The sequence below is a fragment of the Pseudovibrio denitrificans JCM 12308 genome (assembly GCF_001310815.1).
GTDB lineage: Bacteria > Pseudomonadota > Alphaproteobacteria > Rhizobiales > Stappiaceae > Pseudovibrio > Pseudovibrio denitrificans.
Genome location: NZ_BAZK01000029.1, coordinates 1 through 15,749 on the forward strand (window position 1 = coordinate 1; position 15,749 = coordinate 15,749).

14 protein-coding genes are annotated in these 15,749 nt (G+C 45.9%); 4 read left to right on the forward strand and 10 right to left on the reverse strand.

What is annotated here, in order from left to right; translation table 11 throughout:
* Window positions 1-947 precede the first annotated feature (947 nt).
* Window positions 948-1,199 carry a hypothetical protein gene (locus tag JCM12308_RS24550; RefSeq protein WP_054785373.1) on the forward strand — a complete coding sequence of 84 codons (252 nt, stop codon included), beginning with the start codon at window positions 948-950 and terminating at the stop codon, window positions 1,197-1,199.
* A gap of 211 nt (window positions 1,200-1,410) precedes the next feature.
* Here the strand turns inward: JCM12308_RS24550 and JCM12308_RS28400 are convergent, their stop codons facing one another.
* Complete coding sequence (locus JCM12308_RS28400) at window positions 1,411-1,557, reverse strand: hypothetical protein (RefSeq protein WP_164845353.1); 147 nt, start codon at window positions 1,555-1,557, stop codon at window positions 1,411-1,413.
* A gap of 374 nt (window positions 1,558-1,931) precedes the next feature.
* On the opposite strand from JCM12308_RS28400, the gene JCM12308_RS24555 reads away from it, so the two are divergent.
* Window positions 1,932-2,531, forward strand: a complete 600-nt coding sequence (locus tag JCM12308_RS24555) for a hypothetical protein (protein WP_128647475.1) — start codon at window positions 1,932-1,934, stop codon at window positions 2,529-2,531.
* Window positions 2,532-2,632: 101 nt separating this feature from the next.
* Here the strand turns inward: JCM12308_RS24555 and JCM12308_RS24560 are convergent, their stop codons facing one another.
* The 4 genes from JCM12308_RS24560 to JCM12308_RS24575 all read right to left on the reverse strand — a co-directional run bounded on the left by JCM12308_RS24560 (window position 2,633) and on the right by JCM12308_RS24575 (window position 5,849).
* Complete coding sequence (locus JCM12308_RS24560) at window positions 2,633-3,172, reverse strand: hypothetical protein (protein WP_054785375.1); 540 nt, start codon at window positions 3,170-3,172, stop codon at window positions 2,633-2,635.
* An 82-nt stretch (window positions 3,173-3,254) separates the two neighbouring features.
* Window positions 3,255-3,719 carry a DUF1348 family protein gene (locus tag JCM12308_RS24565; RefSeq protein WP_054785376.1) on the reverse strand — a complete coding sequence of 155 codons (465 nt, stop codon included), beginning with the start codon at window positions 3,717-3,719 and terminating at the stop codon, window positions 3,255-3,257.
* Window positions 3,720-4,405: 686 nt separating this feature from the next.
* Window positions 4,406-5,182 (reverse strand): replication initiation protein RepC, encoded by a 777-nt coding sequence (repC, locus tag JCM12308_RS24570; protein ID WP_054785377.1) that lies wholly within the window; start codon window positions 5,180-5,182, stop codon window positions 4,406-4,408.
* A gap of 46 nt (window positions 5,183-5,228) precedes the next feature.
* The gene (locus tag JCM12308_RS24575; RefSeq protein WP_054785378.1) at window positions 5,229-5,849 is read right to left on the reverse strand and encodes a helix-turn-helix domain-containing protein; all 621 of its coding nucleotides are present in this window, start codon (window positions 5,847-5,849) and stop codon (window positions 5,229-5,231) included.
* Window positions 5,850-7,533: 1,684 nt separating this feature from the next.
* Between JCM12308_RS24575 and JCM12308_RS24580 the strand changes: the two genes are divergently transcribed.
* A complete protein-coding gene (locus tag JCM12308_RS24580) occupies window positions 7,534-9,237 on the forward strand; it encodes a type I secretion system permease/ATPase (protein ID WP_054785379.1) in 1,704 nt (567 codons plus the stop codon).
* Between the two features lie 28 nt (window positions 9,238-9,265).
* Window positions 9,266-10,171 carry a hypothetical protein gene (locus tag JCM12308_RS24585; RefSeq protein ID WP_054785380.1) on the forward strand — a complete coding sequence of 302 codons (906 nt, stop codon included), beginning with the start codon at window positions 9,266-9,268 and terminating at the stop codon, window positions 10,169-10,171.
* A gap of 173 nt (window positions 10,172-10,344) precedes the next feature.
* Here JCM12308_RS24585 and JCM12308_RS24590 read toward each other — a convergent pair whose 3' ends face one another.
* The 5 genes from JCM12308_RS24590 to JCM12308_RS24610 form a co-directional block, all read right to left on the reverse strand.
* The gene (locus tag JCM12308_RS24590) at window positions 10,345-11,022 is read right to left on the reverse strand and encodes a helix-turn-helix transcriptional regulator (protein ID WP_506344901.1); all 678 of its coding nucleotides are present in this window, start codon (window positions 11,020-11,022) and stop codon (window positions 10,345-10,347) included.
* Window positions 11,023-11,638: 616 nt separating this feature from the next.
* On the reverse strand, window positions 11,639-11,806 hold the full coding sequence (locus JCM12308_RS31925; protein ID WP_244272020.1) for a hypothetical protein: 168 nt from the start codon (window positions 11,804-11,806) through the stop codon (window positions 11,639-11,641).
* An 82-nt stretch (window positions 11,807-11,888) separates the two neighbouring features.
* A complete protein-coding gene (locus JCM12308_RS31930) occupies window positions 11,889-12,203 on the reverse strand; it encodes a HipA N-terminal domain-containing protein (RefSeq protein ID WP_083417528.1) in 315 nt (104 codons plus the stop codon).
* Window positions 12,200-12,424 (reverse strand): helix-turn-helix domain-containing protein, encoded by a 225-nt coding sequence (locus JCM12308_RS24605; RefSeq protein WP_054785423.1) that lies wholly within the window; start codon window positions 12,422-12,424, stop codon window positions 12,200-12,202. Before JCM12308_RS24605 ends, JCM12308_RS31930 begins: the two co-directional genes overlap by 4 nt.
* A 348-nt stretch (window positions 12,425-12,772) precedes the next feature.
* Window positions 12,773-15,646: an SDR family NAD(P)-dependent oxidoreductase gene (locus tag JCM12308_RS24610; RefSeq protein ID WP_054785384.1), complete on the reverse strand. Its 2,874-nt coding sequence runs from the start codon at window positions 15,644-15,646 to the stop codon at window positions 12,773-12,775.
* Between the last annotated feature and the right edge of the window lie 103 nt (window positions 15,647-15,749).

Genomic DNA, 15,749 nt, shown 5'->3' on the forward strand with positions numbered 1-15,749 from the left:
AGGTCAATGATCTCCAATCTCAAAGTGTCATGCTGCGTTTTTGTAAGCGCTGCCTTAGCGACAGCTACCCAAAAGCAGGCAAAGTAATTACTGACAAACACTAAAAGCAGAGCAGGGGAGCTTTCAGCGCAAAAAGTGAATAATTAACTGCAGTTTGCAACATCGGTTAGGGTAGGCCTATGTAAGAGAAATAAGTCAATGATAAATCTGGCAAAATTTGCGCTTGTAGTTGGCAACTCAGCAGCTTCTTTTGCCGCCCACACCATGGCTTTTCCAAATCCATTGGAACGAACTGAATACCTAAAGTTCACAGCTGTGAACTCCTTTGCGATCGCGAAAAGTTAACTGTCCAGGTGCAGCTGTGCAGACCAACCCCGACCAGAAATCCCTTTGACCAGTGGTTGGTCTGCCTCCGGTTTCATCATCCGTCGCCGACACTGTGAGATCTGAAATCTATCGGGAGCAACTTCCGCATGCTTGTCTGTGACGGAGATGCTATTCCCAATACGTTCCAGCCAGCAATCTTAGCTTTTGTAAGTTGCTCTCAGCGTGGATGGCAAAGACAACAAAAGTGACGTGCCTAAGGCGAAGGGACAGGTTTGGAACACTTAAATGCGAGAAGGTCGTAAAGCAACTTTGAGACCGTTTGCTGCCTTTCGCGATTGCTGATAGAAATACTCACTAAGCCAGCGCAACTAACAAAAAGAGACAAGAATGTTTGGCAGATTTCGCAAGAAAGTCACGAAACAAACCATTGAGATGGTCAGGCAACAACATGCCATCTTTCAGCATCACCACGGGATCCCACCAAGTTTTTGGCAGGATGAGTTTGTAATTGGCTATTATGGTGCCATGATATCGTTTGTTTGTCAGGTCGTTAGCAAGGTAGACTTAGCCAAACAGACAAAGGGTATGTGCTTCAGGATGGCTTTGAAGCTCTATCAAACATGAACGGATCGGCAATAGCTCGAAGGTTCACAGAACTCTCGTTTCAACAACCACAGAGCGCCACTTTCAAGAATGGTGTAGACAATGGCAGTATCGTCACATTAGCGATTTTTGGCAAAACAGACCCACAAGATCGTGAAATTGTCGAAGCAGCTGAAATAGAAGCTGCCCGTATAGGTATTCCACTGCCGACTTACTTGATGATGAGCCTTTTCTTCGAACCTGTAAAAGAGAGATTTGGGCTAGATTAGAGCTAGTAGCTTTTACCTGTTAGGTTCAGGGAACAGTTTTGAATTTCACGGTTCCAATTGCTTGCTTAAGAACAGCATCCAATCAAGCGAGCTACAACAATACTGATGCCTCTCATCCTCAAGAGGCATTTTCACAACGCAGTTGGTGCAGGTGTTTGGTTTCTTCGATGTCGCGCAGATTTAAGTTTGGCGCAAACAATCTCGCTCACTGTTAGCCAATGGATGGAACTATGATCGAAGGAGTTGCACCTTCATAACTCATTGGCTTGGCAACAGTCAGAATAACCCGCGAGCCTTTCGGCCAGAGAACTGCCAACCAGTGGCGATACTTTTGTCCCATCACGACTTCATCGATCAATGGTGCGCTTAGTTATGTGAGCTTTGGCAACGCGTTTGCAACAGCACTACTGGAAGAGGACACCCTGAATGGATCTCGATTGACATTTCAGGGGAGTGACTTCGCATAACTTGTTGATTTGCGCGGTTAAGGGAGTTTTCTGTGACGCAGAGAAAAGGGACTTTCAACGCCGGTCCATTCATAAGGTGACTACGAGCAAGGCCTAAAGCTCACTAAGCATCCTTGTTGTCTTGCTAGCAACGCACTTTTCCCAAAGAGGTAATTGGGGCAACTAACCGTAGTTTGTGACCACGATTAAGGCAGGCGACGTCATATCGCCATTTTAAAGAGCTATCATCTTTGGTTGGTTGGGACTATGTAAGAGGGATAAGGCAATGATAAAGCTGGCGAAATTCGCGCTTATAGTCTGCTGTTCAGCAATTTCCTTTGCTGCCCAAGCCATGGCTTTTCCAAGTCCATTGGAACGAACTGAGTACCTAAAGTTCACAGGTGTGAACTCCTTTGCAATCGCAAATGGGTCACTGTCCAATCACAGTCACATAAGGTACTTAGAAAGCAACAAGCTGTACATCAACTTCTCTAGCAATTTTGATAAGGAAGCTGATGAGCTGTTTGAACAAGACCTGCTTCCTATGAACATCGATAACTATCTACTGCCTTACAACAAGGTTAATTGGTCAGGTACGATCGACGCACAGTTTTCCATACAAGGTCACGTTTATAACGTTCAATCCTTACACTTAGCTTTTTATGAAAAAGGCTGGCACAAGCGATGGGCCATCGGCGGTCCCAACTGTATGCTGCTAGGTCGCAATACGAAAATTGATGCGTTTGGCGGGCGAACAGAACTGGCATGCGAAGCATACGATGAGCAAGATCAAAAGGTGTTCTTGTTCTTTGAAACAAGTGCCGACCGGCTCAGCTTGCCTTATAACACCATCCATGTGCACGAAGGGGAATACGGTTCGTTTTAGCACCAGACCCTCAATCCATATAAGCGGTCTGACGGCTTGATCCGGGTGAGTACGCCGTCAGATCAGGTTCTAACTGACAGGACGGCGTGTTTGAAGGTATCTCAACTTAGTGCTCTAAGTTTTGCATTTTCAACTCTTAGCCTGACCAACTCTTCTCGGATTTTGTATATCTGCGGATCCAGTTCTTCCAGTGATAACCTCACGGGAATATCGAGGCATGCTCTCCATTCTAATTTATCTACATTAATGACGATAATTCCTCTCAGTCGCTTTCCAGTTCTAGGAGCGGTGAGTTTGAAAAGAGATAAGTCTTGTTGGTTGACACTCCAATGAGAAAACTGCCCCTTTATTTTAAGCTGCCTACGTTGGGCGTAGTCCATCAATATCAGAGAGATTTGATCGCTAGATCTATCTTTGGAATCAAATCCTTGGTGGTTTAAATCATGGTAGTCAGCAAACGCAATTTTGCGTTCTCCGAGAACTTGCAGAAAGCCCTTCGGTCCGTTTCTAAAGTGAATGCAAGGGCGGTTATCTGAGTTAATCGTTGCTTGATAAAAGCCACTTGAGTTGACGATGAAATCAGCATCATTAGGTCTTATTTTTTCTACGACACTGCTTTGTTCCTGATTAAGATTGTACATGTGAGAATGCATCTTTGAATTATGAACACAGAGATCTGTTTTGCTAAGTGAAGAACATTTGGCGTACTTCGGCAGGATAAAGTTATAAGTGTAGTTGTGACAGGTTCAGATGGCCATCAGGGCGCCGACCGAATGGCCACCAAAACAGCCTTTCATCACTCGATATTTGCGTATCGATCGCGCAAATTATTCTCTTTTGAAGGAGACCTGCATCGCTAAGCTCCCAGATTTCAGTTCCACTTGTCCTGTACCAATTGTTGTGCAAAGTCCTCCATTCACTTGCAACACGAATGGTAAGTAAGTTTCGCTGAACGCTCCAAAGCTCCTTCATATGACGAAAATGGAGTTCCTGCTTCCACTTTCCAGTTAAAAATGAGACTATCTCTTGGCGTCCTAATATTACTCTACCTTTGTCCTGCCATAGGCTATCCTCAGCACAGTACAAACTGACTACTTCTGGGTTTCTCGTATTCCACGCATCCTCGAATTCTCTTACTTTACTTCTGGCGCTGGTAATCGAAGTCTCTTTTTCAGGATAATTTACCATTGTAATTACTCACAACCATCGATTGTTTTGCATCAAAACTATGTGTTGGAGGTTTTATATGTGCAATTCACAAAAAAGAGAGGAAAGCGAGAGCATATACATTAGCATTTTCAAATAGATGAGTGATTTTCGCGCATTACTGGGATGGGTCTTTGGATGAAGTTGCTGAATTCATTTTTTCTCTGCAACATTTTATCTCGGTAGCTGACATCCTCGATGCTTAGTTGGCGTACTTTTTCAAAAAAGCAATTCATCGATTTTCGCCTTTTCATAAGTATAATCTGAAGGATGGAGGCTTTATCCTCGAGTGGATAAACATGTGTAAATTACATGAGCGATAGAGCTTTAAGAGCGCATACCAAAAGCCCTGCACCTGCAATGATGCCACTACAGGCGCAGGTGATAGCATTAAAGGTCGTGCTTCAAATCGAAACGGTCCAACTGCATGACTTTAACCCAAGCACTTACAAAATCATCCACGAAGCATTTGTTGGTGTCATCAAAAGCGTAGGCCTCAGTAACTCCTATTGCCCCACACTAAGCGACAGTTTTTCAAACTGCAGCTAGATCCACTCAAGCAAAGCGCAAACAGTCGGCAGGCGAGTTCATAACCACTTCGATCTGTATGCACTTCCGATAGACAAGATATGTACCAGATGAGCTAAGAGAGTACGCATTAAACTCGCTTATTGCTTTAAGCGATGCAGCATGCCGAATATTGATTTATGAAGATGCAGCTCTCCGCGCTCTGCCTTAGCCAAACAACCACGCAAGTAACCATTGTAAGAATTCACGAAAGTTGATGGATCAAAGCCTTTACGCTCAGCTATAACGATGATGGTAGCAGTTGTCGTTTCGCCAAGCTTTCTGCAAGCCTCTTGCCACATATGCTCACATACACCTAGGTATCGAGCAGCCGGCCGAGCAGCTGATATAACCACTTGCCAATCTGTTTCTGCAGTTTGCTGCTCTACTTTGATCATGTCATGCATCATTGGACTAGCACAAGTTAGAACCTGTGCAAGGGTGATATGCTCAATACCAGAAGGGTAGTAAAATGATCTTTTATCTGCACCACTTTGTGGTGTAATCCTAGTTTCTTGTATTTTCTGACGATTAACTGCGAGATTCTCAGCATGGGCCTCTTTATTGAAACTGAGGTCTTTCAGATCATTCTTATGCTGGAAAGGTTCTCCAGGTCTGAAAAGATGACGGCCAAGAGCGCATTGCGTATCGGCACCATTACCGTTTTCATGAGAAAATAATAGATTTGTATTTTTTGTATTTATGTGTCGGAACTTTACTTCTGACCTGTCAGAAGTTTTTGGGTTACAAAGCTGACCTGCTAAATGAGCATTGCTACCAAATGCGACTTCTTCATTTAGGCATACATCAGGCTCGAGCTTAGTGAACTCCTCAACTAACTGTTGGATCTGATCGCTCCATGACAGCATTTGGACCATTGATATCCGAGCACCTATCCGGCAGGGTAGGGATGCAAGAAGAGCTTCAGCGTGTCCAGTAATTTTTGGCCTGAGGGTGCAAAGCAATCTGTTCGCGCAGTACACGTTTGTGCATGAGCAGAAGCATCTTTTGTTGTTTCCAGGCATGTTCTTTTTCCTCAACCGCTTTCACAAGAACGCAAAAACGTTCATAGCAGGCGGCCAGCGGTGCCAGATTGACCCCGAACGCCGAAACAAGATCACCACTGTCAGAACGATAACCATATCTACGCTGGTTGCCACTGTCGTGCCAACACAACAGACCTGCGCGGTTTAGTGCGCGTTCAATATTCAACACCTGGCGCTCACTGACACCACGCTTCACAGCTGTCGCACTCACAGTTAGATAGATAATAGGATGGCTACCAAACTGCCAATCCTGATCACGGGTATAGCCAATCAAAAACTCAAGATGGGACGTTTGAGTGGACGTCAGCCCCAGTTCTCTTTGCAACTTCTTGACGAGAGAAAGGATGTCCCAGCGACTGACACCTACGGGCAACCCGCTAAACTCTTTTGCAGCGTGTTCTGCTGCACGATTTAGCCGTCTTGAGGTGTTACTTTTCCCGATCAGCGTTTTGGGCTCATCCAAATTATGAACAAACGAGTTCATCTCGAATACTTCCATAAATATCGGAAGCTCAAGGCCGTTTTCTAAGTAAGCAACCCCAGTCGCACAAATTAATGCACGCTTACTCTTGCAAGTTGTAGGAGAACAATATAGACCAATAGCTGCTAAACTTTTCTATTTTGTTCCCCTTGGCGGCTCCTGGCTTCCAGGGGGTTTCTTTTGTGGCTTTACTCTGCCTTTTTGTTCATCTGCATGCTTATCCATCAGACCGCTTGTAATACGTTCACCTCAGATTCGATCTGCTGAATATGATTGCATCATTACACACACGCTTAAAAGACATAAAGAAGAATCTGCAGTCCAGACGTGTTGCGCACAAAAATTACGTCACCTTAGAAGTAACCAAAATCATCTTGTGTCTATCAATTAGAAATATACACCCGCTAGATGTATTGAAACTTTATTTTTTTCCGAACAAGGAACACAATACAAACTATTAATGTATTTATACATCACAACAATTCACCTATACTTCATTAAATACCATTTCATAGAAATCTAAATAGCAACTGCATTGTATCTCACTGTATTGGCAAGGCGATGTAACAAGCAATCTACACCGGCTGCCCTACCAGCCCAATGGAATCGCGCTCGACTTTCATTACTCGACAAGCTCATAAAATGAACAAGTGTGATTACACTCATATCACTTTCATATGCCACCCAAATCAGTTGAGCTACAATCATCTGAACGCTTTTGTTGACAGCACGGCATCCTCGCTCTACTTTAAAAAACACAGTTCTTTTAAAGTTACTGAAACTAACTCAAGCTATTAATAAGTATATTTCCCGCTAAAAAAAATCAAAACAGAGCACCATATAGCAAATTATACAACCTCACGTGCCAAAAAGCACATCTCAACAAATTGAAATGCCCTTTTCCAAATATTTCCATTCGTTTATTGTAACTCAATAGACCGTTGAATTTTCCTTCACATTGAAGTGAGTGGACATATTTACAATTATTTTTCAATAACTTAAAAAGAACCTCATTTAGCAAAAATGGTCTTTGAGATCGAAAAATGCTATTACTTGCCTGTTCATCGCGTTTATTTGGCCCTGAATGACGTGAAAATGCTTCAAATTAAAACTTTTCACTCATATCTCCTAGAAAAGCCGACATAGATGGGCTATACATAAGTCACTTGATCGCATAGATAAAAACTATGCAGCTTAGTAGTTATTCTGTACCACCTCGTAACTATTAGGCCTTGCAAGTACCAAAACAGTCTTGGAACTCGCATAAGGAGAGTAATAGTTTCATACATCGCCCGACTACTTTGGCAGTCAACACTTATCTCGGTAACGTAGTAAGCCGCGATAGCGTTGGTTTGTTTACAAGTATAGGTTCTTGCAACTTCGAGATTTAATCTCGTTGTACGCTAGTTTTGCGACCGCTATGAAAATAACTCAAAGATCCCAATAAAACTGCAGCGCCCTCAACTTGAGGGCAAACTTAAGTGTTTCCAAAAGTGTGACTGTTTTGGTTTTCTTGATGGCAAGGCATCTGCCACGAGAAAGGGGGAGGGTAGTACGTCAACCCTAGAGTATTCCTCCCCCCTCCCTCCACGAGTCAGTGACCCAACTGACTCCGTGGTACTCCAATAAACGTGATATTTGAGTAGCTTATACGCTCTGAAATACGTAAACAAGAAGACTATTTAAAGTGAAAATATTCAGCTTGGATACGCTCAAGAAGCAGGTACATCATGTAACCTGCAGCACAACTTTACTTTACGCCATAGCTGGCTTCTTGAGCCTTCTGTTAGGCTTACTCTCCCTTACACTCCCCATCTACTTACAAAGTATTTGTGACATCATACTAGTCCATAGCAACCTATCCCTACTATTTAGTATTTCTGTGGTTGTTGGCTTTTTGTATCTTGTCTATGCAACATTAGATTTTGCGCGTCGTCTGACCCACTCATCTATCGCACGGAAAATCGATAAGACATTGTCTCGTGTCGCGTTTCTGGCAGCTTTAAATCCAGCGATTCAAACCAACTGGAGTGACAAGCCAACTGATCCTATTGAGGAGCTGGATGCAGTCCGAAAATTCTGGACGTGCCCAGGATCAGCTGCCCTCTTCGATTTGCCTTGGTTGCCGATATATCTCGCACTACTGTTTGTGTTTCATCTCTGGCTTGGGTCTCTAGCAACAGTCTGCGCTCTGCTAGCTGTATCCCTTGCTTTGATAATTCAAACACCAACTCAAAGTAGTAAGGCCCAAAAGAAGCCAAAAGACCTTGCTCATGTAAACGCGCAGCACCATGCAGAAATCGTACGTGCTCATGGTATGAGTAAAACCTTATGCGACAGATGGGATAACGCTAAGACCCAAGTTTATCAGCAGCAAATTGAAGCGGATGATCAAAGCTCGCTATTAAGCACGACAACACGAACACTACGATATGTATCAGAGACTGCAGTGTTTGGGATGGGGGCTGTCTTGGTCATTAGGCAAGAAATCACCCCAGGAACGATGGTTGCAGCATCTTTAATCGCTTCTCGCACGCTTTTACCCATTGAACAGGCCATTTGTAACTGGCACAGCCTTATCGCTTATCGAAATGCTTGTGGTAGGCTTAATGAAATCTGTGGCCGTCTAGAAGAGCAAAAACCTAACCTGGTACTGCCAACACCTCAAAAGAGCTTGGAAGTCCACCAAGTCGCAATCACTTGCCCGGGCACAAAACATATTGCACTTGATGGATTGGACTTCACTCTTAACGCCGGCGATGGATTAGGCATCGTTGGTCGTTCAGGTGCAGGCAAGACATGCCTCGTTCGCACCTTAGTCGGTGTCTGGCCTAACCAGAACGGTTCAATTCTTCTAGACGGCACAGACCTTCAACAATGGCCAGAAGATCAGTTGGGGGCCGCCATAGGGTACCTGCCACAAAAAGTTGAGTTACTGGATGGAACAGTTGCGCAAAACATATCCAGGTTTTCAAAAGTCCGCAAAGACGAAGAAATCTTTGAAGCAGCACGGATAGCTGATGCCCACGCAATGATAACTAACTTACCTGAAGGCTATGACACCCAAGTTGGTTACAGTGGCTGTTTGTTATCTGCAGGTCAACGTCAGCGCATCGGTATCGCACGAGCACTGTACAACTCACCCTTCCTCATCGTTCTTGATGAACCGGCCACCAACTTGGATACGGATGGAATATTAGCCTTAGCGAACACCCTCAGACTAATGCGTAAGGCTGGCAGCATCGTCATAGCAGTTACTCGTCATCCAGCTGTCATATGCGCAACCGATACAGTGCTGGTTTTGGAAGCTGGACGCCAAATCGCCTTTGGACCCAAAGATATAGTGCTGCCGAACTTCGGTGATGACACACAAAGCAAGCATGGCTTTCTGGCCATCGTAAACTAACCCACAAACAACCTGAAACAACTCTTTTATGAAACATCGCTTACATGACATCAGGATCATTGCTATCGCTATGAGCTTGACTTCGGCATTTTTGATCTATCGACCTACACTTTGGATGTTCAACTCATGGCTGACCCAACCCAGCCATTTTGTCACTCTTGCATACTTGGTTGCCTTAGTGAGTTTAGTTTTTTGGTCACTTTCCAGCCCGGAGCGGTTCCAACAACCCGTTAAACAAGACATTATTTATTTGATGCTGTTTGTTTCTGCAGCCATGCGTTTTACCGGTCAGGTTCTAGGAATTCACGATTTGGCCAGTCTAACATTTTGCATCGATGTATTCGCACTGGCCATACTATACGGTTTGAAAAACAGAACATGCCCGGTTTCACCTTATTGGCTGAGTATGATCTTTCTGCTCTCTATCCCAGGTGTTCGATCATTTTTGGTTTTGCTCATAAACCTCTTTCAAGAAGTGATAAACTACCATTACTGCCAACTTATCTCATTTGTTTTTGAAGGCATTACCTGCATTGCCAGAGACGAGCTAACCACTGGCTTTGAGCTGCTTTACCTGGGAAAAGATCTTGTGTTTGGGATCCCTTACAATGGCGATGCTGTATTAATGATTAGCATGCTAGCTCTGTTCATTATGAACGCCATATATCGCCCAAACTGGTTGATATCATTCACTTCAACAGCAGCAATTGTCTGCCTTTATTTCCTAGCAACTCTTGTGTGTTTCAGCTTATTTGCGCTGAGCCAGCTGGGGCTTGAAAATCTTATCAGTGCAACGTTACGCTCTGCTTATCTTTCAGTGTATCTAAATGCCATAATAAACTTTGTTGCATTTAGTTTGTCAGTTCTGCCTATCTTGGCCTACTACGCCAAGTTCGTAGCACCAAGGCCCAATCCTGCTTCAAAACACTCTTGAGCCACCCACTTTTGCAAACACCATCTTGCAAAGCAAGTTTCTTATCTGCTTGTTGGCCCCATCAATCAGAAGCCACAAACAAGCAGATGCTGTCACTCATAGGGTGGCACATCAGGTAACTGAAGGCACAAGCCTTCAGTTACCTTTCTTATAGGGGCTCCCTTAGTGTTTCATCACCCATCAGGCGTATCTAAGTTCAATGATCTTTTGTATTTGGTGGGCGAAATCCCGAAGTATTTTGTAAATGCCTGTATGAAGTTGTTGGTGTGCCGATAACCTACACGATATGAAATTTGCTTAAGCGGAACATCACCTCGTTCCAGCGCACGCCGCGCAGATTCAAGCCGCTCATTTCTTAAAATTCCGAACGCGCTATCCCCAAAAAGCTTTTTAAATCCCTCGTTCAATCTACGCTCACCCAAGTTGACCTTGCAAGACAACTCGCTCAGCGTCGGAGGGCACGTCAGATCAGAGACTAGCATTTTGTATGCTGCTTTGATTTGCGCAGCCTCCCAATCAGGCAACGCATTTAGCTCAGCCAATGTTTCTCCCTCAATAAACAGCTTAGCCTTCAGTGCAATTAACTGAAGCATTGCACCTTCGATAAACAGCATTCGAAGGGCTCCATTGAACTGGCATGCAAAAACTTTCTCAATAAGCTGTCTCATGTCGGCTGTTGGACAAAACTCAAGCAGTTGATAGTTCAGTTCTTTGACATCCAAAAAGGGTGCCAATGAAGCAGGAACTTGCTCACCAAGACACCTCGACAAATAGCTTTCTGACAAGGAATAAGTGAAGAGATGGATCTGTTGCCTTTGCTGAACTGAAAATGCGAGCGGGAGGGGGGGGATTTAACCAGATTTGCTTTTTTCGGGGTAAGCTCAAACTCAGTCCCATTTGGTAGACGTGTAAACATCGTCCCATGAAGCAAGTAGTTACCGGAAATTACACAATCTTCATTTCGAAATGAGGCAAAGTCGATAGCAAAATCACGCTTCGTATTCAAAACGACAACGCGAACCTGGCACCCTTTATCAAACTCGTAGTTTTCTAAAGTACCCGTGACGTTGCAATTGTTTATCTGAAATGGAGTAGTCTTTTTTATCTCATTGTGTATGTCTTTTTCAGACGGAAGAAGCCTGTCTGCGTGCATGGGAAATCGGCTCATTTTTTATTGTCCTTCAGCCTCCTTACCTTCAACTCAGCTGTAAAGACAATAAATCCAAGACTGCCCAAAGCGTTTTTTCAACTGGAACTAGGTATTTTTTCTAGGTTTGGCGCTCCAGAAAGAAAGCTATTTTGAAGCTCGGCCGCTGGATTGAAATTAGCGAATGTTATTCCTCAAATGTCATAGGCCATATTTGAAAGAGCAAGCTCAAGTTGCTCTCTTGTCGCCTCTACGTTCAGTTGGCGAGTGTTCAATGAATATGTGGTCGAGTAGCACGAAGGAGTTTCACCTTCAGGCTCTCACAGAACCGGACGTGAACCTCTCAGCTCATCCGGCTCTTCCTGTTCCGCCAGTGCGATACAACTTCCAATGCACAATAGCTCTGGAGAGAGTTCGTGCAACCGCTCAATGAATGCTGTGCTTTCCCGGTAACTATGCACCTGCTTCTTGTATTCCTTCGAGCCCATCTGATCAGCACAAATTTGAGCAAGTTGCTCAGCGCTTAACGGCTCAGTGTCAGTCAGGCTGAATTCAGGTGGGGCACTGTCCTCAGGCAGTAGCGAAAGTGCTCCGGCGCATTCCCCCGCCAATAATCTCCAAAAGCCCAAATGCATTTTCTTGGGAAACTCTGACGGCGGCTGCTAATCTCTTTCTTGCGCGTTCATCGGGAAGAAGGCCAGAGAAAAATGGTCTTACTATAGCGTCTAAGTATGGCTCTTCTCGAAGCGGCATTGAATCAGAAACTGATGGATTTTTCTTGGAAAGGTGGTCTGTATCGTAGGTAAATGTGAGGCCAGCGTCAGCTGCTTGTACGGGCTGCCCAGCTTTTTCTTCGCGTAAATAAACGTCAAGGATACGGCTCATGCTTCACCGCCTCTACTGTTCACCTCAACAGAAATGCCGAGTGTTTGCATCACGGCAAAGGCGAGCCCAATACGGCAACTCTCCTTGCCGTGTTCCAGTTCGCGTACAAAACGAACACCAACTCCAGAGAGAGCGGCAAGTTGCTCTTGAGTTAGTTTTTGTCGTTTGCGTTCAGCGCGGATCAATGTTCCAAGCTCGCTGTGATCGTTTACGACAATCATAATCATCCCGTTCGGGACGATTTTAACGCAAATAATGCGACATTGCACAATAAAGAACCGAACGGGACGATTTTGTATTTTGTTAGATGGAATTGGCTAAATAATCCCGAACGGGTCTATTAGTGAAAGAAAAACTCAATGTTCAGACCATAACAATTATTGATTGAACTGCCTGAGTGTCCGGTCATGGCCCACCAGAATAACTATGGCTTGTTAGCGAGCTAGATTGTCACGCTGCGTCCACCGCGCAAAGAAAGTTCACTCCTGATAGTGCGATCACTTTTTGTTCTCAAATCCCGGGCAAACTCAGCACTTTCGTGTAGTGAGGCCCTTTTGAGTGCTCTCCTTTTAAGTACTCACAAACTGAGGCTCTCTAACTTCACTAGGTGGGCCATCTTTCCGCTGCCCACGTATGGAAAGAGTATCGGCGAGCTCGTTAATCGAGCGCGCAGCTAGAATATCCAAAGGGTCACAACTCACTCCAGTGGCCTGTTCAAGTTCCAAGGCGATAGATACTGACATTAAAGAGTCAATCCCGAATGTATTGAGCGGTTTATCCGTATCTAGAGATGCCGGATCAGCACGCAATACCGCAGCTAGAGCATTGCATAAAACCAGCGCCATTTCTGAGGCGGTAAAGCTCACTTCTGAGTTCTTCTTGTTGTGGTAAGCGCCTTTTTTGCTAACGATCAGTCGATAGAGCGGCGATCTTGGATCGACCTTGGGTGCCCATTGAGACCAATCAATGGCGGCGAAAATCGCGCAGCTGATGGTATTTCCATCATGAGTGAGGAGGTTCAGTCGGTCGTGGATCTGTTTAACTGAAATGTTTGATATCCCTAGTTTATCTAAGCGCGCCGCGATTGCTTTGCTTTGCGCCACGGTTCCGGTATCGCTGATCGCACCTGGGGCAAAGCAGAGCACCATTGACGATTCATCGGCTTGCCTCCAAAGATCAGCTAGTTCTTCAAGACAAGCGTTCGCCGACGCGTATGCGACCTGATTGCGGTTACCGACCGATGCCGTTAAGGAGCCGATCAGAACCATGCAGTCGGGAGGGGAGGCCGCCGTAGCTGCCTTTAGGTTCTTCGCCCCATTTACTTTAGCGGCAAATGCAGTACGGACAACCTCAGCGCTTGTTTGATCCATGCTACAATCAATTACCGCTCCGGCTGCGTGGATGACCGTTTTAACAGGTCCGATCCGTTTCAATAGGTCTAAAACGGCGCTGGCGTCGGAGACATCACACGCCTCTATGCGCGGGGTTGCACCAAGCTGCTGAAGCTCCGAAATCAAGGACGAGGTACCAGGGGTTTGAGGGCCACGTCGCCCTACTAAAACCAGATTTTGATGGCCCTGTCGTGCCATAGTTTTGGCCAAAGCGGCGCCTACGCCTGATACCCCTCCTGTAATGAGGCAGCAGCCACCAATAACGGGCGACAAGAGGGAGGAAGCCCCTTGGGTCAGAAGTGGCCTATCCCATGGGCATATTACATTCGTGCTTTGTTCAATGCCAGAGGGGAGATCATCGTCCGGTCGCCCTTGACTGGTCAGCAGAGGAGACAAACTTCCGGGGGCTGTCTCAGGCGTTTCAGAAAGTGCTGCGACTGCGTATCCTCTCCTTGCGAGGGAACTGCCCATCCATCCCTCATCCGGCTTGGATGTTACATAAATGGCTCCTTGTTCGGCAAGATAACTTAAGCGGGTCAAGGTCTCTAATCGATCCCTACTCAAGAATTCAATCATATTGTTACTTCCTGAAAACTGAACCGGGGCTGTGCCGATCTGATACACCGGGTGCCCGTGGGCAGTCAGAAAAGCGACGAGGAATCGCAGAGACAGTCCGTCGGGGAGTTCCAGCGAAACTGGTGCGCCAGGAGCCAGTCGTGTTCGCAGATATTCAATACGGCTGAGGGCCGTCATGGGTAGAGGTTTCCGGGACTGCAAAGGCAGGTCAATCGGACAGCTAACCTTGATTTTCGAACGATTGATTCCGGAAGCGAGCAATTCTTCTGAGCCACAAACGGCAAGTAAGGTGTCGTCGACGGCAGAGGTCGCCAACGCATCATAGCGCCCTGGGAAACCGGGCGCGGGAGTGACAGCGAGTATTCTGAGATCCCCGACTGTAGCAACATGGTGTGGTAACCGACGCCAGACAGGACGAGGTCCTGAGAGATCTAGCTGAAGTGGAGTTTGGATGGACGAACGGCTAATCCGGGCGGTGGAGCTGTCTATGTCCGTTTGACGCAGATGGTCTAAGTCATGGCGCAGCAATCGCGTATTTCGAATGGCGCCTTCGCTACTTAATCCTTCAATACAGGCGTGCCAAAACTGTTTTCCGTCAAGCGATGTAATTCGGTCAGGCAGATCGTATAGATCAATTTTCCAGTCTGGTCGTTCCCAACGAATAGCGCGGACCGCCCCCCACAACGCCCGATGTCCATTTGCACTGATCACATCACCGGACATAAGCGCGAAACTGGCGCGGGTTACAACGATCAATCGGAGATTATTCATCTCATCCGGAATTGCATTGAGTAGTGTTATCAGATCTAGAAGGTGTATCTCGGGATCTTCCTGTTGCGAATCTGCCAGCACAACGATCCGCTCAGCGCCATCGGAAACATGGCGCTCGACGTCCTTTATAGTATTGACGATGTCGATCCCAACGGGGGCATGCTGCGCTAACATGCTTATGGAAGCTTCGTCTTTCCCATAAAGCAGCCACCGGTGGGAAGTGGATGGGAGTTCACTAACGGTTTGTGTGCTCCAAGTTGACCGATAAAGATCAAGATCGACAGAGTTCGCGGGTGCTGGGGGTTCAGCGCAGACTAGTCCTTCCACCCGGGCTAAAACAGAACCATCGCTAGAAATGAGATCTACGTCTACGATCAATTCAATGGCATCGGCGGTGGAACGGGCAAGAATACGAGCGGATACAGCTTCTGTGATTGGGGACAACAGGGTTACAGAAGAAACTGATTGAGGCAGCAGCAGGCGAGGTTCATCCATTAACACCAATGCAGCTTGCCAGGCTCCGTCCAGCAAACATGGGTCTAGCACCATATCAGGTTGTGGGGGGGACAGATCAGCCTCGGCACAATTACCATCGACCGTAGTGCTTTGATCGCCTGGAACCCACCAGTATAGGACAACCCAAAATCCTCGAGACGACGATAAAATGCGTCGACGCATATTGTTTTCGGTTTCTTCAAAGACCATCCCGGATGAGAGCTTGCTACGACGTTGTCAATCACATTGCCGTGCAAGTTCGCATGGGTTTTCCATTCACTACCGGGATAGGAAGGATAGGAGGTGGATTGAA